This is a genomic window from Dyella telluris (assembly GCF_014297575.1).
In the GTDB taxonomy this organism is placed as follows: domain Bacteria; phylum Pseudomonadota; class Gammaproteobacteria; order Xanthomonadales; family Rhodanobacteraceae; genus Dyella; species Dyella telluris.
The window spans coordinates 4,332,934-4,356,253 of the sequence record NZ_CP060412.1 but is presented as its reverse complement, the minus strand read 5'-3'; the positions used below and the strand labels follow the sequence as shown (position 1 = coordinate 4,356,253).

The 23,320-nt window shown below is 64.3% G+C and carries 18 protein-coding genes; 12 read left to right on the top strand and 6 right to left on the bottom strand.

What is annotated here, in order from left to right; all coding sequences use genetic code 11:
* Nucleotides 1-384 precede the first annotated feature (384 nt).
* From ahpC to H8F01_RS19245, 4 genes are all read left to right on the top strand, one after another.
* On the top strand, nucleotides 385-948 hold the full coding sequence (ahpC, locus tag H8F01_RS19260) for an alkyl hydroperoxide reductase subunit C (RefSeq protein WP_187056634.1): 564 nt from the start codon (nucleotides 385-387) through the stop codon (nucleotides 946-948).
* Nucleotides 949-1,103: 155 nt separating this feature from the next.
* Entirely contained in the window at nucleotides 1,104-2,693 is a 1,590-nt protein-coding gene (ahpF, locus tag H8F01_RS19255; protein WP_187056633.1) for an alkyl hydroperoxide reductase subunit F, read from the top strand.
* Nucleotides 2,694-3,060: 367 nt separating this feature from the next.
* Nucleotides 3,061-6,063 carry a TonB-dependent receptor gene (locus H8F01_RS19250; protein WP_238481057.1) on the top strand — a complete coding sequence of 1,001 codons (3,003 nt, stop codon included), beginning with the start codon at nucleotides 3,061-3,063 and terminating at the stop codon, nucleotides 6,061-6,063.
* Between the two features lie 106 nt (nucleotides 6,064-6,169).
* A complete protein-coding gene (locus tag H8F01_RS19245) occupies nucleotides 6,170-7,498 on the top strand; it encodes a thioredoxin family protein (RefSeq protein ID WP_187056631.1) in 1,329 nt (442 codons plus the stop codon).
* Nucleotides 7,499-7,507: 9 nt separating this feature from the next.
* On the opposite strand, the gene H8F01_RS19240 is transcribed toward H8F01_RS19245, so the two are convergent.
* Both H8F01_RS19240 and H8F01_RS19235 read right to left on the bottom strand, forming a co-directional pair.
* Nucleotides 7,508-8,389, bottom strand: a complete 882-nt coding sequence (locus tag H8F01_RS19240; RefSeq protein WP_187056630.1) for a TolB-like translocation protein — start codon at nucleotides 8,387-8,389, stop codon at nucleotides 7,508-7,510.
* A gap of 128 nt (nucleotides 8,390-8,517) precedes the next feature.
* Nucleotides 8,518-9,162: a glutathione S-transferase family protein gene (locus H8F01_RS19235; RefSeq protein ID WP_187056629.1), complete on the bottom strand. Its 645-nt coding sequence runs from the start codon at nucleotides 9,160-9,162 to the stop codon at nucleotides 8,518-8,520.
* A gap of 117 nt (nucleotides 9,163-9,279) precedes the next feature.
* On the opposite strand from H8F01_RS19235, the gene H8F01_RS19230 reads away from it, so the two are divergent.
* On the top strand, nucleotides 9,280-9,864 hold the full coding sequence (locus H8F01_RS19230; RefSeq protein WP_187056628.1) for a TetR/AcrR family transcriptional regulator: 585 nt from the start codon (nucleotides 9,280-9,282) through the stop codon (nucleotides 9,862-9,864).
* 89 nt (nucleotides 9,865-9,953) lie between these two features.
* Here the strand turns inward: H8F01_RS19230 and H8F01_RS19225 are convergent, their stop codons facing one another.
* The gene (locus H8F01_RS19225; RefSeq protein WP_187056627.1) at nucleotides 9,954-10,211 is read right to left on the bottom strand and encodes a hypothetical protein; all 258 of its coding nucleotides are present in this window, start codon (nucleotides 10,209-10,211) and stop codon (nucleotides 9,954-9,956) included.
* 258 nt (nucleotides 10,212-10,469) lie between these two features.
* Between H8F01_RS19225 and H8F01_RS19220 the strand changes: the two genes are divergently transcribed.
* Nucleotides 10,470-11,153: an aspartyl/asparaginyl beta-hydroxylase domain-containing protein gene (locus tag H8F01_RS19220; RefSeq protein ID WP_187056626.1), complete on the top strand. Its 684-nt coding sequence runs from the start codon at nucleotides 10,470-10,472 to the stop codon at nucleotides 11,151-11,153.
* Here the strand turns inward: H8F01_RS19220 and H8F01_RS19215 are convergent.
* The 3 genes from H8F01_RS19215 to fusA all read right to left on the bottom strand — a co-directional run bounded on the left by H8F01_RS19215 (nucleotide 11,094) and on the right by fusA (nucleotide 15,491).
* Entirely contained in the window at nucleotides 11,094-12,230 is a 1,137-nt protein-coding gene (locus H8F01_RS19215; protein ID WP_187056625.1) for a mechanosensitive ion channel family protein, read from the bottom strand. The two genes, H8F01_RS19220 and H8F01_RS19215, sit on opposite strands and share 60 nt — an antisense overlap.
* A gap of 441 nt (nucleotides 12,231-12,671) precedes the next feature.
* Nucleotides 12,672-13,211, bottom strand: a complete 540-nt coding sequence (locus H8F01_RS19210; RefSeq protein WP_187056624.1) for a Dps family protein — start codon at nucleotides 13,209-13,211, stop codon at nucleotides 12,672-12,674.
* 144 nt (nucleotides 13,212-13,355) lie between these two features.
* Nucleotides 13,356-15,491, bottom strand: a complete 2,136-nt coding sequence (fusA, locus tag H8F01_RS19205) for an elongation factor G (protein ID WP_187056623.1) — start codon at nucleotides 15,489-15,491, stop codon at nucleotides 13,356-13,358.
* A gap of 379 nt (nucleotides 15,492-15,870) precedes the next feature.
* Here fusA and H8F01_RS19200 point away from each other — a divergent pair, with 379 nt between their 5' ends.
* From H8F01_RS19200 to H8F01_RS19175, 6 genes are all read left to right on the top strand, one after another.
* On the top strand, nucleotides 15,871-18,312 hold the full coding sequence (locus H8F01_RS19200) for a TonB-dependent receptor plug domain-containing protein (RefSeq protein ID WP_187056622.1): 2,442 nt from the start codon (nucleotides 15,871-15,873) through the stop codon (nucleotides 18,310-18,312).
* A gap of 106 nt (nucleotides 18,313-18,418) precedes the next feature.
* Nucleotides 18,419-18,796, top strand: a complete 378-nt coding sequence (locus H8F01_RS19195) for a TraR/DksA family transcriptional regulator (RefSeq protein ID WP_187056621.1) — start codon at nucleotides 18,419-18,421, stop codon at nucleotides 18,794-18,796.
* A gap of 81 nt (nucleotides 18,797-18,877) precedes the next feature.
* Complete coding sequence (msrB, locus tag H8F01_RS19190) at nucleotides 18,878-19,366, top strand: peptide-methionine (R)-S-oxide reductase MsrB (protein ID WP_187056620.1); 489 nt, start codon at nucleotides 18,878-18,880, stop codon at nucleotides 19,364-19,366.
* A 27-nt stretch (nucleotides 19,367-19,393) separates the two neighbouring features.
* Complete coding sequence (locus H8F01_RS19185) at nucleotides 19,394-20,686, top strand: acetyl-CoA C-acyltransferase (RefSeq protein ID WP_187056619.1); 1,293 nt, start codon at nucleotides 19,394-19,396, stop codon at nucleotides 20,684-20,686.
* Between the two features lie 56 nt (nucleotides 20,687-20,742).
* Entirely contained in the window at nucleotides 20,743-22,176 is a 1,434-nt protein-coding gene (locus H8F01_RS19180) for an amidohydrolase family protein (protein ID WP_187056618.1), read from the top strand.
* A 26-nt stretch (nucleotides 22,177-22,202) separates the two neighbouring features.
* Entirely contained in the window at nucleotides 22,203-23,315 is a 1,113-nt protein-coding gene (locus H8F01_RS19175; protein WP_187056617.1) for a site-2 protease family protein, read from the top strand.
* Nucleotides 23,316-23,320 lie beyond the last annotated feature (5 nt).

Here is a 23,320-nt window from a genome sequence, read left to right as displayed (position 1 = left end):
ACGCCTTTGCGCAAACACACGAATCATCACGAGTCGATCACGTTGCCGCTGTTAGCGGCGAAGGCTTTGGCGAACCTGTCACGCGCTGGCAAGACGCCGGGCGTTTCATGGTTCGCATGCGTCGGGAACATTCATCACGACGGCGCATCGAATCATCCGGACAACCGGCATCCAGACAACCGGGGCGGATCGTCGCGCCGCCTTGCAAGCGCCGGGCACGCCACTACATCGGTAAGGCAGCCCGGATGAGCGATGCCGGCGGCATGGCCGGGAGACCATCCATAGCCACCATCAATTAGCACCATCCCAACAATCAATTAGACCTATCGACCCAAAGCCCGTATTCTTTGGGCTTCACCAACCACAACCAACGGAAAAACAACGATGTCGTTGATCAATACCGAAATCAAACCGTTCAAGGCCAATGCTTTCAAGGATGGCCAGTTCATCGAAGTGACCGATGCCTCGCTGAAGGGCAAGTGGTCCGTGGTGGTGTTCTACCCCGCCGATTTCACCTTCGTGTGCCCGACCGAACTGGAAGATCTTGCCGATCATTACGAGCAGTTCCAGAAGCTGGGCGTCGAAGTCTACGGCGTGTCCACCGACACGCATTTCGCCCACAAGGCATGGCATGACACGTCCGAAGCGATCGGCAAGGTGAAGTACACCCTGATCGGCGATCCGACCGGTGCCATCACCCGCAACTTCGACGTGATGATCGAAGAAGAGGGCCTGGCCCTGCGCGGCACCTTCCTGATCAACCCGGAAGGCCAGATCAAGCTGTGCGAAATCCACGACAACGGCATCGGCCGTTCGGCTTCCGAGCTGCTGCGCAAGGTCAAGGCCGCGCAGTACGTTGCCGCCCACCCGGGTGAAGTGTGCCCGGCCAAGTGGCAGGAAGGCGACAAGACGCTGAAGCCGTCGCTCAGCCTTGTCGGCAAGATCTAAGCAATACCTGCTTTACCGTCTGGCGGCCCGCTGCATCGGGCCGCATCGGACCCGGCACCCCGCCGGGTCCAACCTCCCCCGATTCGAAGACGCGCAACGCCCGGCAACGCCTGGGTGCAAGCGGCGCTCACCCTGAATAAACCACGGAGTCACCCATGCTGGATGCCGATCTGAAGTCCCAATTGCAGGCTTACCTCGAAAAGGTCGTTCACCCCATCGAGCTGGTGGCTACCCTGGACAGCGGCGCGAGCTCGCAGGAGCTGAAAGCCCTGCTGGAAGACATCGCCCCGCTCTCCAACAAGATTTCGCTGCGCCTTGACGGCACGGCGGCGCGCAAGCCGTCGTTCGCCATCAACCGCGTCGGCACGGATGTTGGCGTGAGCTTCGCCGGCATCCCCATGGGTCATGAATTCACCTCGCTGGTGCTGGCCTTGCTGCAGGTGGGCGGCCATCCGTCCAAGGCCACCCAGGAAGTGATCGAACAGGTGCGCAACCTCGACGGCGAGTACCGCTTCGAGACCTTCATGTCGCTCTCCTGCCACAGCTGCCCGGACACGGTGCAGGCGCTGAACCTGATGAGCGTGCTCAACCCCAACATCAAGCATGTGGCGGTGGACGGTGCGCTGTTCCAGGACGAAGTGACAGAGCGCCAGGTGATGGCCGTGCCCACCGTGTTCCTCAACGGCGAATTCTTTGATACCGGCCGCATGTCGATCGAACAGATTGCCGCCCGCCTGGACACCAACGCCGGCGAGCGTGCTGCCGAACGCCTCAACGCCAAGGCAGCGTTCGACGTGCTGGTCGTCGGTGGTGGCCCCGCCGGCGCCGCGGCAGCCATCTATGCCGCACGCAAGGGCATCCGCACCGGCGTCGCCGCCGAGCGCTTCGGCGGACAGGTGCTGGACACCATGGCCATCGAGAACTTCATCTCGGTGCCGTACACCGAGGGCCCGCAGCTGGCCGCCTCACTGGAACAGCACGTGCACGAATACGACGTGGACGTGATGAACCTGCAGCGCGCCGAGCAGCTGATCCCCGCCACCCGCGAAGGTGGCCTGCATGAAGTCCGCCTCGCCAGCGGCGCCACGCTGAAGGCGAAGACGGTAATCATTTCCACCGGTGCGCGCTGGCGCAACATGAACGTGCCGGGCGAGCAGGAATACCGCAACAAGGGCGTCACCTATTGCCCGCACTGCGACGGCCCGCTGTTCAAGGGCAAGCGCGTGGCGGTGATCGGTGGCGGCAACTCCGGTGTTGAGGCAGCCATCGACCTTGCCGGCATCGTGGGCCACGTCACCGTGCTGGAGTTCGACAGCAAGCTGCGTGCGGACGAAGTCCTGCAGCGCAAGCTGCGCAGCCTGCCGAACGTCGACATCATCCTCAATGCGCAGACCACCGAGGTGCTGGGCGACGGCCAGAAGGTGACGGCACTGAACTACACCGACCGCAGCAGCGGCCAGTCGCACCAGGTGGCACTGGAAGGCGTGTTCGTGCAGATCGGCCTGCTGCCCAACACCGACTGGCTGAAGGGCACCCTCCAGCTGTCGCCGCGCAACGAGATCGAAGTGGACGTGCGTGGCGAGACCTCGGTGCCCGGCGTGTTCGCTGCCGGCGACGTCACCACCGTGCCGTACAAGCAGATCATCATCGCCATGGGCGAAGGCTCCAAGGCTTCGCTGAGCGCCTTCGATTACCTGATCCGCCTGCCGGTGGACGAGCCCGCGAAGGAAAGCGTCGCCGCCTGACGAGAACTGCTCCAAAGCCCGGAACTGCGTTGCCGAACCCCTCACGGCGCGCAGGGCCGGGCTTTTTTTTTGGACGCGCGGCGCCCCGCAGCCCAGACGCGGCGCGGCTTATAACCATCGGTTCTTCCGACATGAGAAATGGCCATCTGTCGGAGTCTTTCAATCGTTCCAAGCTCGGGTTTACATAACCCCACCCAATGACATCGACGCTGGCAGGCGCCGGTGTCTTCGTGGCACCAGGTATCCCCAACCTGGTCAAGGGGCCACTTCTCCGAACGTTGCCACCGAAGCGGAAGCCCAGGCTTCCTCGCTGCGCATGGATGCGCGCGGTGGCGACACCCGCTACCCGGATTTTCGAGAACCGACTTTGAACAGACACTTTTCCGTTTCGCCGCGCCCGCTGGCGGCTGCACTGACCACCCTGCTGGCGCTGGGCGCCGCGCCGGTGTTCGCCCAATCCACCACCGGCAGCATCTTCGGCCAGGTACCCGCCAATACCGGCGAGTCGGTACTGATCAAGAGCAGCACCGGCATTTCGCGCACGGTCAACGTCGACAACCGGGGCCGCTACAGCGCCACCGAACTGCCGCTGGGCACCTATACCGTCTCGCTGCTGCACGATGGCAACGTGGTGGATACGCGCAACGACATTTCCCTGCGCGTGGGCTCAGGAACGGAAGTGTCGTTCGAGCCGGCCGCCAAGAACCTGGGCGCCGTGAGCGTGTCGGCCAACACCACGCCGGCTATCGACGTGACCGCCATCGACTCGCGCACCGTCATCACCGCCGATGAACTGGCACGCCTTCCGCTGGCGCGCTCGGCCGAGGCCATTGCGCTGCTGGCACCGGGCGTCACGGGCAACAGCGGCGGTTACACCGGCCCCACGGGGCAGTCGCTGGTGAGCTTCGGCGGCTCGGCCGCGAGTGAAAACGCTTACTACATCAACGGATTCAACACCACCGATCCTCAGCGCGGCATGGGCGGCCTCACCCTGCCCTATGGCTCCATCGAGCAGCAGGAAATCTATACCGGCGGCTACAGCGCGCAGTACGGCCGCTCCGACGGCGGCGTGATCAACATGGTGGGCAAGCGCGGCACCAACGAATGGCACTTCGGTGGCCAGGTGCTGTGGCAGCCGGCATTCGCGCAGGCAGACGGCACCAACACCTATTACACCAATGGCCTGCCCGCCTCGCCGGTGGCCGGCGGCCTGTACGACCCCAACAGCCGCAATCACCAGTGGGTCACCACCTATGACGCTTACATCGGTGGCCCGCTGATCAAGGACAAGCTGTTCCTGTTCGTGTCCGCGGAAGCGACCAAGCAGGAAGGCAACACGGTCAACGATGTGTCCAACGCCAAGCCGTACGTGGATTACACGTACAAGTCGCCCAAGTGGTACGCGAAGCTGGACTGGAACATCACCGACAGCAACATCCTGGAAATCACCGGCGCGTCCAACAAGCTGGAGAAGTCCGGCACCATCTACGATTACGACTACACCACGCTGTCGCGCGGCAGCTACGTGAACCAGGACGACCGCATCAAGACCGGCGGCGATCTCTACACGGCCAAGTTCACCAGCTATATCACCGATGCCCTGACCTTCACGGCCACCTACGGCAAGATGAAGCTGCTCAATTACGACGTGCCGGGCAATTACGACGGTAGCCTGACCTATCTCACCTATATCGCCAATCAGAACCCTGCTCTCAACGGCGGCATTCCGATCGGCAACAACCAGACCACGCAGTCGCTGTTCAACCCCAACCGCCACAACACCACCGACAACCTGCGCATCGACCTGACTTACCAGCTGGGCTCGCACACGATCTCGGCAGGTATCGACAACCAGAACTCCCGTGCTATCGACCAGGGCAGCCAGAACTCCGGCAATGGCTATTACTGGGATTACGAGTACACCACCACGCCGGGCGTCGCGCTGATTCCCAGCCTCGGCGTGGGTGCACCGGCCAACTATCCGAACGGTGGCTCGCGCTATTACGCGATCCAGCACGTCAACAACTCCATCGCCAGCGTGCGCTCGGCGCAGCGCGCGCAGTACATCGAAGACAAGTGGCAGGTGACTGATCGCTGGCTGCTGTCGCTGGGCCTGCGCAACGACCAGTTCACCGATTACAACGCCAACGGCGATGCCTACATCCGCCAGCACAGCGCGCAATGGGCGCCACGCCTTGGCTTCAGCTGGGACGTAAACGGCGACTCCAGCTTCAAGGTCTACGGCAATGCCGGCCGCTATTACCTGGGCCTGCCGCTGAACCCGGCGCTCAACGCCGCCGGCGCGTATGTGTCCACCCAGCAGTACTTTACCTATAGCGGCATCGCGGCCGATGGCACACCTATCGGACTGACGGCGTTCTCCAAGCCGGTGTCCTCCAACAACACCTATGGCGTTCTGCCCGACCCGAAGACGGTGACCGCGCAGAACATCCGGCCGGAGTACCAGGATGAGTTCATCCTCGGCTTCAGCAAGACGCTGGGCACCAACTGGGTCTACGGCGCCAAGCTGACGCAGCGCATCCTGCGCAACGCCATCGACGACTATTGCGATGTGCCCACCATCGAAAACAAGGCCGCCCAGCTCGGTTACACGGTGAGCGCCACCAACAGCTGCTACCTGATCAACCCGGGTCGCGCCAACACCTTCACCGTGGTCGACGACACCGGTGCCTATCGCAGCGTGTCGCTGAGCAATGCGGAAATGAGCTTCCCGCCGCTCAAGCGCAAGTACTATGCGCTGGAAACCTTCCTGGAACACCCGTTCGACGGCCACTGGTATGGCAAGGTCGACTACGTGTTCTCGCGCAGCTACGGCGATACGGAAGGCCAGCTGCGTTCGGACATCCAGCAGACCGCCGCGTCCACCAGCATCGACTGGGATTTCCCCTCGCTGATGGTCAACAGCAACGGCGCGCAGAGCAACGACCACACGCACCAGCTGAAGGCGTTCGGTTACTACCAGATCAACCCGGAATGGCAGGTGTCGGGTGACATCTCGCTGGTCTCGGGCAACCCGCGCAACTGCCTGGGCTTCTACGGACCGGACCAGACCGACCCGAATGGCTACGGCAGCTACTACCACTGGTGCGGTGGCCAGCCATCGCCTCCGGGCACGCATCGCCTGCCGTGGATCAAGACGGTGGATGCAGGTGTGGCCTATAGCCCTGCCTTCGCCGACCACAAGCTGAGCTTCTCGCTCAATGTGTTCAACCTGTTCAACTCGCAGACCATCGTCAACGCCTACCCGTACTACCAGATCTCGCCGGGCACGCCTGATCCGCTGTACGGCTCGGCCGTGGATCGCCAGCAGCCGCGCTATGTGCGCCTGACCGCGAGCTACGACTACTGACGAGACCGTGTCGATGCAGGCATCCCCTCGTGCCTGCATCGGGAGGGGTGGCCGCAAGGCCATCCCTCCCACCCATGAATGCCACCGCAAACCAGGGACCTCGACCATGCCCAACACCCTTCCCCGCAGGAAAGCCGCCTTGCTTGTCGCCACGCTGATGGCCTCGTCGGCCCTTGGCCTGCATGCCGCGGAAACCCGCGCGCCGCTGACCATCGACGAAGCACTAAAGGCCTCGGCGGAACAACACCGCCCGGTGATTCTCGATTTCCAGGCCGTGTGGTGTTACTCCTGCTACTACATGGCCAGCCATGTATTGAACGGCAAGGAGTGGGAAGCGGTGGAGCGCAAGGCCATCGTGGTCGAGGCCGACGCGGATTCGCCGGACGGCCAGGCATGGATGAAGAAGCTCAATGCATCGTTCCTGCCCAGCTACGTGGTGCTGGACGCGCATGGCAATGAACTGGGCCGCATCACGGCGGAGCAGCCGCGCGAGAAGTTCTATCCGAAGATCAACGCCATCCTCGCCACCGGCGACACGCTCGATGGCCTGAAACAAAAGGCCGCCAAGGGCACCGTCGACGATGTCGCCAACGTGCTGGAGGCCTATCAGGCCCGCTCCGAAGGCAGCGGTGGCCTGGACTGGTTCGCCACCCTGCCCGTCGCACAGCAGCAGAGTGCGAAGAAGCAGGCCCGTGTCGGCGTGACGCTCGACCAGCTCGTGCTGATCAAGGCCGAAACAGCCAAGGACGATATCGCCGTGATCGCTGCCGCGCAGAAGGTGCTGGCGCAAGACATCGGCTGCCAGCGTCCCTACGTGCTCGATCACCTGCTGGCCTCCAGCGAGAAACTGCCCGCTGCAGCACGCAAGACGCTGCTCGCCGCACAACGCAAGCCACTCGACACCTACGTGAATTCCCAGGTGCTGGTTGCCACGCCGGCCTGCGCCGACCAGCGCAGCGCCGTGCTGACCAGCGTCGAACTGGACGAGGCGCTCGGTGATCAGGCGGCGGCCACCGCGATTCTGGACCGCGCCATCACGCAGACGCGCCAGCGGCTGGGCAACAACCTGGCCAGCGACCGCAACCTGGCGGACAACCTGCGCATCTACCTGCAGCGCGACAAGCGCACCGCTGAACTGGATGACTACCAGCGCAAGCTGATCGCTGCCTACCCCAACGATTACGTCTACGCGTATCGCTACGGCCGCAGCCTGGTGGACGCGGGCAAACCCGCCGATGCCCTGCCGTACCTGACTCAGGCAGCCGACAAGGCCTATGGCGCCAACCGTCTCGCCGTCGCGCTTCAGCGCGTGAAAGCACTGAAGGCCCTGCATCGCAATGACGAAGCGAAGAAACTGGCCGACGACGTACTGGAAACCAACGGGCCGTGGTTCCCGAAGCAGGCGGACGCACTGAAGGCCGAGCTCAAGGCCTGACCGATCCGCTCAACCAGGCGTGGCCCCGCAGGTCGGCGGCCACGCCTCGCTGCCTTCGATATGCCAGACGAAGAACTCGCCCGACTTCGGCTCGCCCGTGTCCCGCGCGAACAGCAGCGATTTACCCGATGGCGAGAACAGCGCGCCGATTTCCGAGCCGTTGACGTTGATCTCGGGGCCCAGCCTGGTGCGCGGCTGCCAGCCATTCGCTCCCATGCGCGACGTGTAGTACCCACCATCGGCATTGAGCACCAGCCATTGGCCATCCGGTGAAGGCAGCGCCTCATACTCGTTGCCTGCCGTATTGAGCGCCGCGCCGGCATTCTCCACCTTCCAATGCCCCGGCGCGGATTCGCGGGCGCGCCAGATGTCGTTCTTGCCCAAGCCGCCCTGGCGGTTCGACCCGAAGTACAGCCAGCCATCGGGCGCCAGTCGCGGAAACCATTCCGCCTCGCCCGAGTTCACCGGCTCCGGCAGGCGCACCGGTTTCTCCCAGTGGCCGTCCTGCCGGCGATCCACGCGCCAGATATCCAGATCCTTGCTCTTGGTGCTTCCGGTGGCGCGCGTGGAAATGAAATACACGCGGTGGCCGTCGGGCGTGAACCAGGGATCGGCCTCCACCCCGGCTCCGGCGAACGGCGCAGGCAATGGCTTGCTCCAGCGCGTGCCGTCGCAATGCGAATAGAGGATGCGCCAGCCGGAAAACGATTTGGAGCTGCGTACGAAGTACACGTCGCCGGTCAGCGGATCAAACGCCGGATGTGACTCGAACAGGTCGCTGGAAATACCGGCAGGCGTCCACGGTTGCACGTCCAGCGCGGGCGCGCCGGCCATCGCACAGAACGGCATCAGCGTAGCGAGCAAGGCGACTGGACGGAACGTGATGCGCATCGCGGCCTTCCCTGTCCTGGTGATCATCCGGGATTCCACTGCAAAAACCGCAGCCTCGCCTGTGCCGATTGTCCGTGCGCCCGCGGACGGAGTTGCGCCTGGGCGCCACCCATGCGCGTATGCCGGATTCAGGCGTGCTCGGGCTCGGCGTCAACCGGGTGGGCCGGCCATGGATCGGCCCATGCCGGCAAGCGATCCAACCCATCCAGCCAGCGCACGATGTTGGGAAACTCTGCCAGCGGCATCTGCGCCCGCCGCCAGTCGCACGCCATGGCGGCGAGCTGGAAATCGGCAATGGTGAGGCGATGGCAGGCAACGAAGTCGCGCCCCTCGAGCCAGCTGTCCAGGATGACCGCAAGACTCTTCAGCTGCGGAATCATCGGCTCCAGCTCGGCGGGATCGGGCGGGCCGAGGCCGAAAGTCGCCTTGACCACATGCTCGAAGTAGAACGGCCCGACGGCGCGCGCCCAGTGGTTGTCGTTCCATGACAGCCAGCGCAGTACCTGCACCTGCTCATCCGGCTGCCGCGAAGGCCACATGTCCGAGCCGGCCTTGTTGCACAGCCAGGCCATGATGGCCGACGACTCCCACAGCACGAAATCGCCATCGACCAGCGTCGGAGCCTTGCAGTTGGGATTGATCGCAGCGTAATCCGGCGCGCGCATCGCGCCGACTTTGGCATCCATCCAGACGAACTGCGCATCCAGCCCCAGGTGTTTTACCAGTGCCAGCACCCGGCGCGGCGCCTGCGCCCTGATCCAGTAGATCTTCATGCAGCCCTCCGTTCGCGCGCGTTTTCACTCACGACGCCTGAGCATACACAGCGGCAATTTATGTTAAAGAACATATTCTGCAGCGCTGCTATACCTTGAGGCAGGAGGCCATCCGCCATGCCCTATAGCCCTGAACACAAGATCCAGACCCGTGCGCGCATCGTGGAATCGGCGCGACGCCTGTTCAACCGCCATGGGTTCCAGCAGGTCACCATCGACCAGATCATGGCCGACGCCGGACTCACCCGCGGCGCGTTCTACCATCACTTCGACAGCAAGGACGAACTGTACGCCGCCGCGGTGGCGAGCTTCGCCACCTGCAATCCATTCGCCGCCAAGATGTCCGGGGGCGGCCTTTCCGTCGAAAACCCGCGCCAGCTGGCCACCATGCTGGTGGATCTGTACCTGAGCGACGAAGTGCTGGACGACATCAACATGCATTGCCCGCTGTATGCGCTGCCATCGGATGTGGCGCGGGCGGGGCTTGAGCCGCAACAGGCCTATACCGACCTGATCCGCGGCATGAGCGAGGTGTATCGCCTGGCGCTCAAGGGCGTGCGCGATGCCGACCGCCGCGCAGAATCCATGGTGTCGCTGTGCGTGGGCGGCATGGTGCTGGCGCGCACCACCAACGATCCGGGGCTGCGCCGCTCACTGCGCGCCTCGGCACGTCACCAGGCACTGTCCTTGCTGCAGGCCTGACGGAACACAAACACGCGCGGCCGTCGCAAGGACGGCCACGAGCCTGTCGATTCGTCCGCGACAGCAGCTGCCGCCGCGCCGCTTTCGACTTACGGCTGCAACTGTTGCAGCAGGCGCTCCAGCTCGGCGCGCAATTGCCTTGCCTGCGATACCGCCTCGTCCCGCTCACGCACGACCTCGCTGTGCACGGCAAACGACACGGCGTGCATCGCCATCGTTTTCTTTCTTGCCCGGTAACGGCGCGCACGCTCCGCCGCCGTCAGCGCATTGGGCTTGCGCGGACGCCCTCGCGAACGCTTGAACGTCAGGGGCAAAGCAAGCGTGCCCGGATCTTGTGGGTCAACCATGGCGCATCCTCATCATTTGCGCGTATTTTACGTGACGTCACGTAAAATACAAGAAAAATCTCTCGAAAAAACAGCCAAAAAGACTGTTTTTCTCATCTGCATTCCGAAATGACCGATGTCGACCGGAGCCGGCCTGATGCGTTCACGTGACGAGGAGATACCTGTCGCTACCGTGCAACACATCGGCCGCCGGAGATGGCCGCCGCACGGCAGCGTGGCGGGCGAGCCCACCGGGCAATAAGAAAGGGAATACCGAAGATGGATTCGCTCTATGAGCTGTCATCACGGGCCATACGCCGTCTATACGACGCCCGCATCAACACGCCGCCCGTACTGGATATCGACGCCTGCTTCCCGGATGCCCGCCGCTTTCACGACGCGTGGGAGGTCATCCGCGGCGAAGCCATGGCCGTACTGGAAAGCGCGGAACCCATTCCCCGTTTCCACGAGATCATGCCGGCCCAGGCGGCCATCTCCGCCACCGATGGCCGCGACTGGCGGATGTTGCTGCTCAAGGTCTACGGGCAGGACGTTCCCTCCAACATGGCGCGCTGCCCGTTCCTGGCCGAACTGCTCACCGCCTGCCCCGAGGTGCTGTCAGCCACGCTGTCGTTTCTCGCGCCGGGCAAGCACATCCCGCGGCACAGCGGCCCTTTTCGCGGCATCCTGCGTTACCAGCTGAACCTGGAATCACCACTGGCCGAGGATGGCCAGCCGGGCGCCGTACTGTGGCTCGCCGGCGAAGAGCATCGCCTGGGCAATGGCGAGCAGCTGCTATGGGACGACACCTACCCGCACGAAGTCTGGAACCGCAGCGGGCAGACCCGCGTGGCGTTGCTGCTGGACGTGCATCGTCCCGACATGCCACTGGACCTGCGCCTGCTATCGAGCGCCGTCACCAAGGGAGTGGGCATCGTGGCCCGCTGGCGCGGCATTGCCTGAGCCTTCGGCGGCCGCATCACCCGATCGACCAAACTCGGCCCGGATGCGCGGCAACGCCTCCGGGTAGTTGGCCTTGATGAAGGCAAGCAAGCCCTCGCGCACCTTGCACCGCAGGTCGAAATTCCGCCCGGAATCGGCGGAACTCATCAGTGCACGCAACTGCACCGCGCGCTCGCTGGTATCGGTCACCTGCATCACGCAGACACGCCCATCCCACTCGGGGGCCTCGTGGCACAGGCGGGCGAACTCGTCACGCAACGGCTGGATCGGCACGCCGTAATCCATCCACAGGAACACGGCACCGAGCAGCTGCGCACTGTTGCGCGTCCAGTTCTGGAAGGGGTTTTCCATGAACCAGTTGAGCGGCACCACCATGCGGCGCTCGTCCCAGATGCGCACCACCACATAGCTGCCGGTGATCTCCTCGATACGCCCCCATTCGCCCTGGATGATCACCACGTCATCCAGGCGGATGGGCTGGGTCAACGCAATCTGCAGGCCGGCGATGAGATTGCTCAGCACCGGCTTGGCGGCAAGACCGAGCGCCAACCCTGCCACGCCCGCCGACGCCAGCAGGCTGGCGCCGATCTGGCGCACGCCGGGTATCGTCAGCAGGATCGCCGACGTACCCAGCAGGATCACCAGCACATCCGCAGTCCGCCGAAGCACGCGCACCTGGGTGAGCATGCGACGCGCCGCCAGGTTGTCGGCCACATCCACCGGATACCGGTGAATGGCGGCAAGCTCCAGCACACCCAGGCAACGCAGCGCGAGCCATACCAGGGCGACCATCAACGCGATGAGCAGCACGTGTTGCACCAGCACGAACGCCGGCAGGACATCAGCATCCGGCAGCACGCGCAACGCGGCCAGCAGCATCAGTAGCGGTATCAGCCACTCCATCGGCGCACTGGCGCGCCCCAGCAAGTCAGCGGCCAGCGGACGACGCCGGGCCAGTCGCCGCAGAACGGCGTAGGCCAGCAGACGCAACACCATCGCGGCCAGCAGCGCCGCCGCGACAGCCATGCCCAGCCGCGTCCACGGATCGTGCTGCCACCAGCGCACCAGACTATCCATCGCGATGCCTGTTCATCGCGACCACCCACGCATCGTGCCGATCAATGATGTTTCCGCGGCAATGCAGGGACGAACGGTGACGTCGGATCACTGGCCGGGAACGTTTCCTCCAGCGCCTCGTCATGCAGGTCCTGGCGATGCTGCTCGGCCTGTTTGCGTGACACGCGCCCGGCATGGCTGCCTTGCGGATAATGATGCAGGTCACCGGCTCGACTGGACGGGCCCCGCTCTCGACTGGGCATGGTGCGCTCCTCGACGACATGAATGGGCGCGACGCACGCTCGTGCATCGCCACCTGCCATCTTGGTGCCCCGTTTGTTAGACACATGCGTTGCACATGTGACCGGGCGTGGACGTTGATGAACGCTCGCTCAGGCGAATATCACGCCCCAGGGAGAAAGCCCGTGGCATGGACGTGCCACGCCACGGGCCATTGGCTGCTTACGAGCGGCGACTCGTCTCGAACAGGAACCACACGCGGCGCTCGGCCTCGTCGATCCAGTTCTCCAGCAGGCTGGCCGTGGCCACGTCGCCGTACTCGTCGCACAACTCATGGGTCGCGCGCATGAAGCCGGCCAGGCGCTGGTTGTCCTCGCGCAGCTCGGCCAGCATGTCATCCGGCGTGACGAAATCCGCATCGTTGTCGGACAGGCGCGCAAGGCGCTTGGCGTGCCCCAGCGAACGCAGCGTGGTGCCGCCCAGTTTGCGCACGCGCTCGGCGATAGGGTCCACCGTGGCGTAGATCTCGTCCGACTGCTCGTCCAGCAGCAGGTGGTAGTCGCGGAAGTACGGGCCGGACATATGCCAGTGGAAATTCTTGGTCTTCAGGTACAGGGCCAGGATGTCGGACAGCAGCGCATTGAGCTCGCCCGAGATGTCGCGAGTCGCCTTTTCGCCCAGCGGCGAGGGCGTGTTCAGGGCCGCCTTCTGGCGCGTCTTGACGCTGCCAGCGTCACTCTTGGCCTTGCTTGTCTTGCCCATGGGGATTCCTCCGCGGTTGATCCGGCCAGTATGGCGTCGCAAATGTCATGGCTATGTCGGCACGGGCGCAGCCGCCGGGCTGCGCGCAGGCCATGCCGTTGCACCGCCGGCCCACCGGTCCGCGCGGTGCAACGGTGAAGGCAATTACTTCGCCTTCGCTTCCTTTTCCATCAGTGTGTCCACCAGGTTGGCAGGCACTTCCTCGTAGTGATCGAACTCCATGGTGAAGGTGCCGCGACCACGCGTGGCCGAGCGCAGGAAATTGATGTAACCGAACATTTCCGCCAGCGGCACGAAGCCTTGCACGAATGCCTGCGGACCCTTCTGACCCTGATCGCTTACCGAACCGCGACGGCGATTGATGTCGCCAATGACATCGCCGAGGTAATCGGCTTCAGTCACCACTTCCAGCCGCATGATCGGCTCCAGCAGCTTGGGCTTGCTCATCCGCTGGGCTTCGCGGAAGCACTGGCGCGTGGCGATTTCGAAGGCCAGCGCGGACGAATCGACGTCGTGGTATTTGCCGTCGATCAGGCGCGCCTTGAAGTCCACCACCTCGTAACCGGCCACCTGACCCTCGCGGGATTCCACGTCCACGGCGTGCTCCACCGCCGGGATGAATTCGCGCGGCACGCGGCCACCGACAATCTCGTCGGCGAACACCACGCCCGTGCCGGTTTCGCCCGGCTCGAACACCATGGTCACCTCGGCAAACTGGCCCGAGCCGCCTGACTGCTTCTTGTGCGTGTAGGTGTGCTCGATCGTGCGGCCGAACGCCTCGCGGAAGCTCACCTTGGGCTTGCCCATGATGGCGTCCACGCCCAGCTCAGTGCGCATGCGGTCGATGGTCACTTCCAGGTGCAGCTCGCCCATGCCCTTGAGCACGGTCTGGCCGGTTTCCTTGTCCACTTCCAGGCGAAGCGACGGATCCGCTTTCACCATCTTGTAGAGCGCGGTGGAAAGCTTGTCGATGTCGTTGCGGCTCTTGGGCTCCACCGACACGCTGATCACCGGATCAGGGAAGCGCATGCGCTCCAGCAAGGCCGGATGCGCGGGATCGGACAGCGAGTCGCCGGTTTCGGTCTCCTTGAGTGACACGAACGCGCAGATATCACCCGCGCGAACCTCGTCGATTTCCTTGGTGGCATTGGCCTGCACTTCCACGATGCGCCCGATGCGCTCCTTCCGCCCACGCGTGACGTTGAGCAAGGTGTCGCCCTTGCTGATCACGCCCGAGTAGATGCGGCAGAAGGTGAGCGTGCCGAACTGGTCGTTGATCACCTTGAACGCCAATGCCCGTGCCGGCGCATCGTCGATAACGCCCTGCTCGCCCGTGACATGGCCATCTTCGTCGACCAGCGCGATGCCACCGTTCTCGCCCGGGTACGGCAGGTAGTCGATCACGGCGTCCAGCAACTGCTGCACGCCCTTGTTGCGGTACGAAGAGCCGCAGAACACCGGTACCAGCTTGCCGGACACGCAGCCCTTGCGAATGCAGGCCTTGAGCACTTCCGGATCGAACTCACCGGTTTCGATCAGTCGATCGAAGGCTTCATCGTCCATCGCCAGCGCATATTCCAGGGTTTCCTGGCGCAGCTTGGCAAGGTTGGCCACCCACGACTGGTCGCCCGCGGCGGAGAACTTCACGCGCCCGGCAATCTCGTCCAGCGGCACGGTGTCCCACGGGCTGTCCTTGTCGTCGCCCTTCCAGATGTAACCGACGCCGGCCACCAGGTCGGCCATGCCGATGAATTCGTCGTGGCTGCCCAGCGGCACCTGGCACAGCAGCACGTTGGCACCCAGGCGCTCGCGGATGCCCTTCACGCAGTGCTCGAAGTTCGCGCCGATGCGGTCCATCTTGTTGACGTAGCACAGGCGCGGCACGTTGTACTGGTCGGCAAGGCGCCAGTTGGTCTCGGTCTGCGGTTCCACGCCGGCCACGCCATCGAACACCACCACGGCACCGTCGAGCACGCGCAGGCTGCGATTCACCTCGATGGTGAAATCGACGTGTCCTGGCGTATCGATCAGGTTGATCTGGTGGCCCTTCCACTCGGTGGACACCGCCGCCGACTGGATGGTGATGCCGCGCTTGCGCTCCTGCTCCAGGTAATCGGTGGTGGTGGAGCCCTTGCCGTCCTTGGTGTCGTGCACGTCCACGATCTGATGCTTCCTGCCCGTGTAGTACAGGATGCGCTCGGTGGTCGTGGTCTTGCCCGCGTCGATGTGCGCGATGATGCCCAGGTTCCGGTACAGCTGAAGCGACTTCTTGCGTGCCATGGGTTCCGCCTTGAATGAAGGTGCATGCCGGCCGGGTCGCGCGCCCACAAAGACAGGTTTCCCGGCGATCCGCCGGATATAGGGTCGTTCAGCGCCGCATCAATAGCACGTGAAATCTTTTGAAATCAGCAAGTAACGATTTGCAACACCCATGCGGGTGAAATCGGCGCCGGCTTCTCCCTGACGCCCGGCTGTCACTTTCGTCACGCGACGACCGCCTCGCTGGCGTGCATGCTCATGCTTGGTCGTTATGAGGAAAAAACCAAAGTTCATTGGACATGTTTGGCCGTCTATACCGCTGTTGACTCTTGCAGACCAACATCGCTAGCCTGCAATTGTTGCACTGCGTCACTGCTTATTAGACTGGGGAAACCACCGCATGAATAAGAACTTCGTCGGCCAGAAGGCCGCGCCAAGCCTGCTTGCCGTTGCACTCTTTTCCATCCTCTCGCAGGCCTCCGCACAGGACGCCACACCACCGGCTTCCAGCGCGAACGCCAAGAAGCTCGATACCGTGATCGTCACCGGCACGCGTGCCGACAATCGCACCGAAAGCAGCTCGCTCACACCAATCGACGTGGTCTCCGCGCAGACACTGAAGCAGACCGGCACCACCGAACTGACCACGGCGCTGGCACGCATCATCCCGTCGCTGACTTTCCCGCGCCCCGCCGCCGCCGATACCGCCGATTCGCAGCGCCCCGTGCAGCTGCGCGGCCTGTCGCCCGACCAGGTGCTGGTGCTGGTGGACGGCAAGCGCTGGCACCCGGGCGCCATCCTGCTGACCAATGGCGTGCTGGGCCGTGGTTCGCAGGCGGTGGATCTGAACACCATTCCCATCGGCGCCATCGACCATATCGAAGTGCTGCGCGATGGCGCTTCCGCCCAGTACGGCTCCGACGCCATCGCCGGCGTGATCAACATCGTGCTGAAGAAAGGTGGCACAGGCGGCGAAGTGGACGTTACCGGCGGCCAGTATTCGGCGGGTGACGGTCGCCAGTGGCAGGGCTCGGCCAGCTTCGGCATCCCGATCAGCGACGACAAGGGCTGGATCCGCTTCACCCTGCAGGATGGCAACCAGGATTACACCAACCGCTCCGAGCCCAACCGGACGCGTCCATGGGAAGGCACCACGCAGCGCTTTGGCGACCCGGCGGTGAAGGACCACAACCTGTTCATGAACTCGCAGTTCGACATCGCGCCGAACGTGCAGCTCTACGCCTTCGGCCACTACAGCGACCGCGATACCACCTCGCCGGCATTCTTCCGCAACCTGGCCAACAGCAACTCGGTGCCGTCGATCTACCCCAACGGCTACCTGCCGCTGGAACACGCCGAATCCACCGACCGCTCGCTGGTGGTGGGCATCCGCGGCAAGACGGAGGGCGGTTGGCGCTGGGACGTGAGCGGCAACTACGGCGGCAACCGCGTGTCGTACGCCACCGAGAACAGCGTGAACCGCGCGTACCTGCATGACTTCGGCTACAGCCCCACCGAGTTCCACGATGGCATCCTCAACTCGTCGCAGCAGTCGTTCGACGTGGATATCGCCAAGGAGTTCTCCACCAGCTGGCTGCCCAACCCGGTGACGCTGGCCTTCGGTGCGGAATACCTGCGCCAGACGTATCAGATCGACGCCGGCGACCTCACTTCGTGGTACACGGGCAAGTCGGGCGTGTCCGGCGGCGCGCAGGGTTTCGGCGGCTACCAGCCCACCGACGCCGGCTCCTACAGCCGCCATGACGTAGCCGAATACATCAGCCTGGAATCCAATCTGACCGATCGCTTCAGCGCCTCGGCCGCCGTGCGCCACGAGGATTACACCGATTTCGGCAGCACCACCTCCGGCGCCCTCGCCGGCCGCTTCGACTTCACCGACCGCTTCGCCCTGCGCGGCAGTGCGTCCACCGGCTTCCGCGCACCGTCGCTGGCCCAGCAGCACTACTCCTACACATCGTCGCTTTACTACGGCGCGGGCAACTCGCTGCACCTGCCGGCGGGCATCTACAACACCGGCCTGGTGCCGGTGAACAGCGAAGTCGGCACCCTGCTTGGCGCTGAGCCGCTGGAACCCGAGAAGTCGCGCAACTTCACCTTTGGCATGGTGTGGAACCCGCTGGATGCGCTCAACGTGAGCCTGGACATCTACCAGATCACCATCGACAACCGCATCACGCTGTCGAGCAACCTGGCCACCACCTCGCCCACCGTGCAGGCGTATCTGGCCGCCAATGGCGTGACCAATACCAACTACAGCGGCATCGCCTATTTCACCAATGCGGTGAACACGCGCACGCGTGGACTGGACCTGGTGACGAGCTACCTGAGCGACTTCGGCGATGCCGGCTCGCTGCAGAGCACGCTGAGCTACAACTACAACAAGAACAAGGTCACGGACATCAAGGCCAACCCGGCCATCCTCGACCAGCTGGGCGTGAACCTCAAGCGCATCGACCGGCGCGACCAGTACGGCCTGCTGGCCGATACCACGCCGCGCAGCAAGCTGATCCTCAATGAGCTCTACAACCTGGGCCACTGGAGCTTCAACGGCACGGCCACGCGTTACGACCACTTCGTCTCGTACAACTCCACCACGGCGGCGCTGGACCAGACCTTCGGAGCGAAGTGGATCTTCGACCTGGCCGTGAACTACAACCTGGAGCGTTGGACCTTCACCCTGGGCGGCGACAATATTTTCAACACCTACCCCGATAGGGTCATTCCAGCCAACGACAACAATGGCACCCTACCGTACTCGGTGTTCTCGCCGTTCGGTTTCAATGGCGCCTATGTCTACGGCAAGGTGGCCTACCGCTGGTGAGCGCACCGCACCGGCCCGTCCTCGCGGGCCGGTGCACTGCCCTTCACCGCGCACGAACGAGGCGTGTGCCATAGCTTATGGGAGCACTCTCCCGATGGAGTCCGCCATGTCCGCCGAGCAGTCCCTCAGCCCCGAATTCATCGCGCAACAACGCAAGCGCCTGGAAGCGCTGCAACGCCAGGTGCTTGGCGGCGAACTGAGCGTCAACGCGCGCAAGCGCGCCTTCACCGAGGAACACGGTGACGAAGCCCAGGAGTTCGAGGACTCCGCACAGGATCTTGCGCAGGAAGAAGTGCGCCAGGCCCAGCACGACGTGGACGAGCAGCGCGTCAACGACATCCAGCGCGCACTGGAGAAGATCGACGACGGCACCTATGGCTACTCCGACGACAGCGGCGACCCGATCCCCAAGGCTCGCCTGGAAGCCAAGCCCGAGGCCGTGCTCACCGTGGCCGAGGAAGAAGCGCGCGAACGTCGGCACTGACCCCTTGTACCGGGCGCGTTCGCCCCGATCATAGGGCTCCCGGGCTTCCCGCCCGGGACTGTCTGCCGAGGAGATCACGCCGTGAGCCAACGCTCCACCTTCGACCTGTCCCCTCCCACCCCGCAGCAATTCGATGCACTGGCTGCCGCGCTTACTGCCGACGAGCGCAAGGTGCTGCTGGATCATGGAACGGAATCGCCCTTCTGCGGCGTGCTACTCACGGAAAAGCGCGCGGGCGTCTACGCGTGCCGCCTGTGCGGCCTGCCGCTGTTCCTTGCCGGCAACAAGTTCGACAGCCGCACCGGCTGGCCGAGCTTCACCACGCCGTTCGACGAACACCACCTGGCCTATATCCGCGACACCAGCTACGGGATGGTGCGCACGGAGATACGCTGCGCGCGCTGCGGCAGCCATCAAGGCCACGTGTTTGACGATGGCCCGCCGCCGACGCACCAGCGCTACTGCATCAACTCCGTCTCGCTGGAATTCGTCGCTTCCACCGACCCGCTGCCGGACCGGCTGGGGCGCGGCGCGCCCGAGGGCGCGGTGTGGCACGACGCGGATAACTGATCCAACCCACCTCGCCAGGACATGCCCATGGCCTTGAAGTCCCGTTATGACCGTCCCGTCTGGTTGGCTTCCGGCCTGCGCACGCCGTTTGCCAAGGTGGATGGCGCGCTCGCCTCGCAAGATGCCATCGCGCTGTCGGTACCGGTGGCGCAGCACATGCTCGCCAGTTTGCCGGACGGCAAGCGGCCTGACTTTGCGGCGTGGGGCTCGGTGGTGCCCAACCTTACCTGGAGCAACATCGCCCGCGAGGTGCTGATGGATGCCGGCGCCCCGGCGACCATCCCGGCCTTCTCCACCATCATGGCGTGCTCCACCAGCATGATCGGCATGATCGAAGCAGCCGGCATGCTGGACGACGACAGCTTGCAGCTCGCCCTGGTGGGTGGCGTGGACAGCCTCAGCCGCGTGCAGCTCGGCCTGCCGCAGCGGCTCTCCGACTGGATCCGCCAATTCCAGAAGGCGCGCTCGGTGGGCGAGAAGGTGTCGCACGCGCTCTCGCTCAAGCTGGGTGACATCAGCCTGTACATCCCCGGCATCGTGAACCGCACGACGGGGCTGAGCATGGGTGAGCACACCGAAATCACCGCCAAGGACTGGCATATCCGGCGCGAGGACGAAGACGCCCTCGCCCTGGCCAGCCACCAGAACACGGTGGCCGCCTGGAACAACGGCTTCTTCGACGACCTGGTGATCCCGATCGGCGATTATCGCCGCGACGGCATCGCGCGCGCCGACACCTCGCTGGAAAAGCTCGCCAAGCTGCCACCCGCCTTCGACCGCACCAGCGGCCAGGGCACGCTTACCGCGGGCAACTCCTCGCCACTCACCGATGGCGCGGCGGGCCTGTGGGTGGCCAGTGACAAGGGTCTGGATCGCATCCCTTCGCATGTGCCGCGCGTGCGGCTGGTGGACTGGGAAATCGCCGCCGTCGACTTCCGCGTGGAAGGCCTGCTGATGGCGCCCGCGTTTGCCATTCCCAAGCTGCTCGCCCGCCACAACCTGCGTTACGACGATGTGCGGCTGTGGGAAATCCACGAAGCCTTCGCAGCACAGGTGCTGTTCCACATGGCGGCACTGGAGAACCGCGACTTCCTGACCCGCAAGGCAGGTGTCGATCGTGACTTCGGTCCGTTCCCGCGCGATCGCGTGAACCCCAACGGCGGCAGCCTGGCCATCGGCCACCCGTTTGGCGCCACCGGTGCGCGCATCCTGAGCCAGGCGGTGAAGGAGCTGGCCGCCATGCCCTCCGGCACGCTGGCCATCGTCAGCATCTGCGCCGATGGCGGCCAGGGCACCGTGGCCTTGCTCGAGGCCGCCTGACCACAGGCTGACGCCGCTTGCTAGGATGCTCCCCATTCTGGAGATGGGGAGCATCCATGACGTTGAAGCCCGCACTTTTCACCCTTGCGCTCGCCGGCCTGCTGGGCACGGCATCCGCCACGGCCGCCGACGCCAAACCGGCCACGGACAAGGATTTCGTCGCCTACGATCAGCCACTGATCGCGTTCACCCATGCCACCGTCATCGACGGCACCGGCAGCAAGGCCGCGCGCGACCAGACCCTGGTCATCGAGAAAGGCCGCATCACGGCACTGGGCAAGAGCAGCAAGGTGAAGGTGCCGCAGGACGCCAAGGTCATCGATGCGAAGGGCAAGACGCTGATGCCCGGCTTCGTGATGGTGCACGAGCACATGTTCTATCCGGCGGGCGGCGTCGAATACAACGAGATGAGTTACAGCTTCCCGCGCCTGTACCTGGCCGGCGGCACCACCACGATGCGCACGGCGGGCTCGATGATGCCCTACGCCGACATCAACGTGCGCGACGCCATTGCCAGCGGCAAGACCATCGGCCCGGACATGGACGTGACCGGCCCGTACCTCAACGGCCCCGGCCTGCCCATACCCGCCGTGCATGTGCTCAGCGGAGCGGATGACGCGGAGCGCACCGTCAACTACTGGTCCGACGAAGGCGTCACCTCGTACAAGGCTTACATGCAGATCTCGCGCGACGAGCTCAAGCGCGCGATCGACACCGCGCATGCGCGCAAGGCCAAGGTCACGGCGCACCTGTGCTCGGTGACCTATCGCGAAGCGGTGGACCTGGGCATCGACAACCTGGAGCACGGTTTCTTCGTGGCCAGCGACTTCGTCAAGGACAAGCAGCCCGATGCCTGCCCCAAGGGCACCGGCGTCGCCGATTCGCTGGCCGGCGTGGATGCGAAGTCCGCCGAGGTGAAGTCACTGATGAAGGACATGATCGATCACCACGTGGCACTTACCTCCACGCTGACCGTGTTCGAGACCTTCGTGGCGGGCCGGCCCAAGGCACCGCAGGGCGCGCTGGACCTCATGCTTCCCGAAGTGCGCGCGCAGTACGAAGCCACCTGGGACAAGGTGAAGAACGGCAAGGGACGCATATCGCCCGAGACCTACCTCAAGCTTGCCCGCATGGAAAAGCAGTACGCCGATGCCGGCGGCCTGCTGCTCGCCGGCACCGACCCCACGGGCTACGGCGGCGTGGTGCCGGGCTATTCGTCCAAGCGCGAGGTCGAGCTGCTGGTGGAAGCGGGCTTCGGTTTCGAGCAGGCGGTAAAGGTAGCCACCGCCAACGGCGCGAAGTACCTCGGCCGTGACGACAACGTGGGCACGCTGGTCGTCGGCAAGCGCGCCGACCTGGTGGTGATCGACGGCGACCCGGCAAAGAACACCAGCGACATCGAACATATGCCTTACGTGTTCAAGAACGGCGTGGGCTACGACACGCAGAAGATCTTCGACGCCACGCGCGACACGGTCGGGCTGCATTGAGGCGTGCCAGAACTTCGCGGTGACACATGAAGCCCTGGCAGAACCGGCTGGCGAGGTACACGCAAACGACCATTACAGTCGTTACGCAGGTCGCGGCCATCGGTGCCTCGTTCCCGGCTTTCGGTGGCAGCCACGACACGCCGCTGTTTGGCCTTGTCACCGCCAGCCTGTGCTGGGTGATAGCCGTAACGGTGCATGAAACTGGCCACTGCCTGGGCGCTCGCGTCGGCGGCATGACGCTCTGGTCGATGAACGTCATGGGCGTGGAGATTCATTTCATGCGGCGCGGCTGGCGTTGGCGCTGGTCATCGCTTTCCCGACGGCGCATCGCCGGCATAGTCATGGCCATTGACGTCCTTGACCGGCCGCTGCGCCGCCAACGCCTCTGGCTCTGTGCTGGCGGGCCGGCCGCCAACGCGATTCTTGCGATCTTTTCCGGGCTGCTGGCCTGGTTATTTCTCTCAGGGACGGGGGATTACCTGCTCGCAGCCCTATCCATCGTGAATGCCGGTTTGGCACTGGTGAACCTGGTTCCTCACCTGGGCAAGCTGCCCTCCGATGGACTGCAGCTGCTGCGTCTGCGCAAACCCGTCACGGCATGGGCGCCGGAGTACGCGATGTTGCGCCTTCTGGCCAACTCCATGGCGGGCCGCACTGCCGATCAATTGCCGGAAGAAGACTTGGTCCTGCTCGAGCAACAGCCCGCACTCGCGCCGCTGATCGCACTGTGGTATCGGCACAAGGCAGATCAGAATCGCGGGCATTGGGCGAAGGCGATCGCCTGGCAGGAACCGGCCGACGCGATGATCCGGCAGATGGATGCCTCAACCCGCGATGCGCTCGCCGACTTCGTCAATACGCTCCAGTTCGAGTTGGCTTTTTCACGGACCATGCAGACCGGCGACCTCGCCTATCTGCGCCGGCACACCCTTGACGCGAAGGCCGCATGGCTGTCTCCGTGGCTACCACTAAGGCGCCAGGCGCTGGAGCAATTGCTGGGCATGAACGCTGAGCAATGCCATGGCATGCTCGCCCATGCCAGGCTCCTGGCCGGCAACAGCAAGGATCGCTCTGCCGAACCCAGCGAGGCACTGCTTCATGGCCACATGCTGGAGCGCTACAGCCTCGCGCCCGCCTGACCCAC

Bases quoted from the DNA above. Each gene is read 5' to 3' on its own strand.
- ahpC (WP_187056634.1), top strand. From the start codon at position 385: ATGTCGTTGATCAATACCGAAATCAAACCGTTCAAGGCCAATGCTTTC.
- ahpF (WP_187056633.1), top strand. From the start codon at position 1,104: ATGCTGGATGCCGATCTGAAGTCCCAATTGCAGGCTTACCTCGAAAAG.
- H8F01_RS19245 (WP_187056631.1), top strand. From the start codon at position 6,170: ATGCCCAACACCCTTCCCCGCAGGAAAGCCGCCTTGCTTGTCGCCACG.
- H8F01_RS19240 (WP_187056630.1), bottom strand. From the start codon at position 8,389: ATGCGCATCACGTTCCGTCCAGTCGCCTTGCTCGCTACGCTGATGCCG.
- H8F01_RS19235 (WP_187056629.1), bottom strand. From the start codon at position 9,162: ATGAAGATCTACTGGATCAGGGCGCAGGCGCCGCGCCGGGTGCTGGCA.
- H8F01_RS19230 (WP_187056628.1), top strand. From the start codon at position 9,280: ATGCCCTATAGCCCTGAACACAAGATCCAGACCCGTGCGCGCATCGTG.
- H8F01_RS19225 (WP_187056627.1), bottom strand. From the start codon at position 10,211: ATGGTTGACCCACAAGATCCGGGCACGCTTGCTTTGCCCCTGACGTTC.
- H8F01_RS19220 (WP_187056626.1), top strand. From the start codon at position 10,470: ATGGATTCGCTCTATGAGCTGTCATCACGGGCCATACGCCGTCTATAC.
- H8F01_RS19215 (WP_187056625.1), bottom strand. From the start codon at position 12,230: ATGGATAGTCTGGTGCGCTGGTGGCAGCACGATCCGTGGACGCGGCTG.
- H8F01_RS19210 (WP_187056624.1), bottom strand. From the start codon at position 13,211: ATGGGCAAGACAAGCAAGGCCAAGAGTGACGCTGGCAGCGTCAAGACG.
- fusA (WP_187056623.1), bottom strand. From the start codon at position 15,491: ATGGCACGCAAGAAGTCGCTTCAGCTGTACCGGAACCTGGGCATCATC.
- H8F01_RS19200 (WP_187056622.1), top strand. From the start codon at position 15,871: ATGAATAAGAACTTCGTCGGCCAGAAGGCCGCGCCAAGCCTGCTTGCC.
- H8F01_RS19195 (WP_187056621.1), top strand. From the start codon at position 18,419: ATGTCCGCCGAGCAGTCCCTCAGCCCCGAATTCATCGCGCAACAACGC.
- H8F01_RS19185 (WP_187056619.1), top strand. From the start codon at position 19,394: ATGGCCTTGAAGTCCCGTTATGACCGTCCCGTCTGGTTGGCTTCCGGC.
- H8F01_RS19180 (WP_187056618.1), top strand. From the start codon at position 20,743: ATGACGTTGAAGCCCGCACTTTTCACCCTTGCGCTCGCCGGCCTGCTG.
- H8F01_RS19175 (WP_187056617.1), top strand. From the start codon at position 22,203: ATGAAGCCCTGGCAGAACCGGCTGGCGAGGTACACGCAAACGACCATT.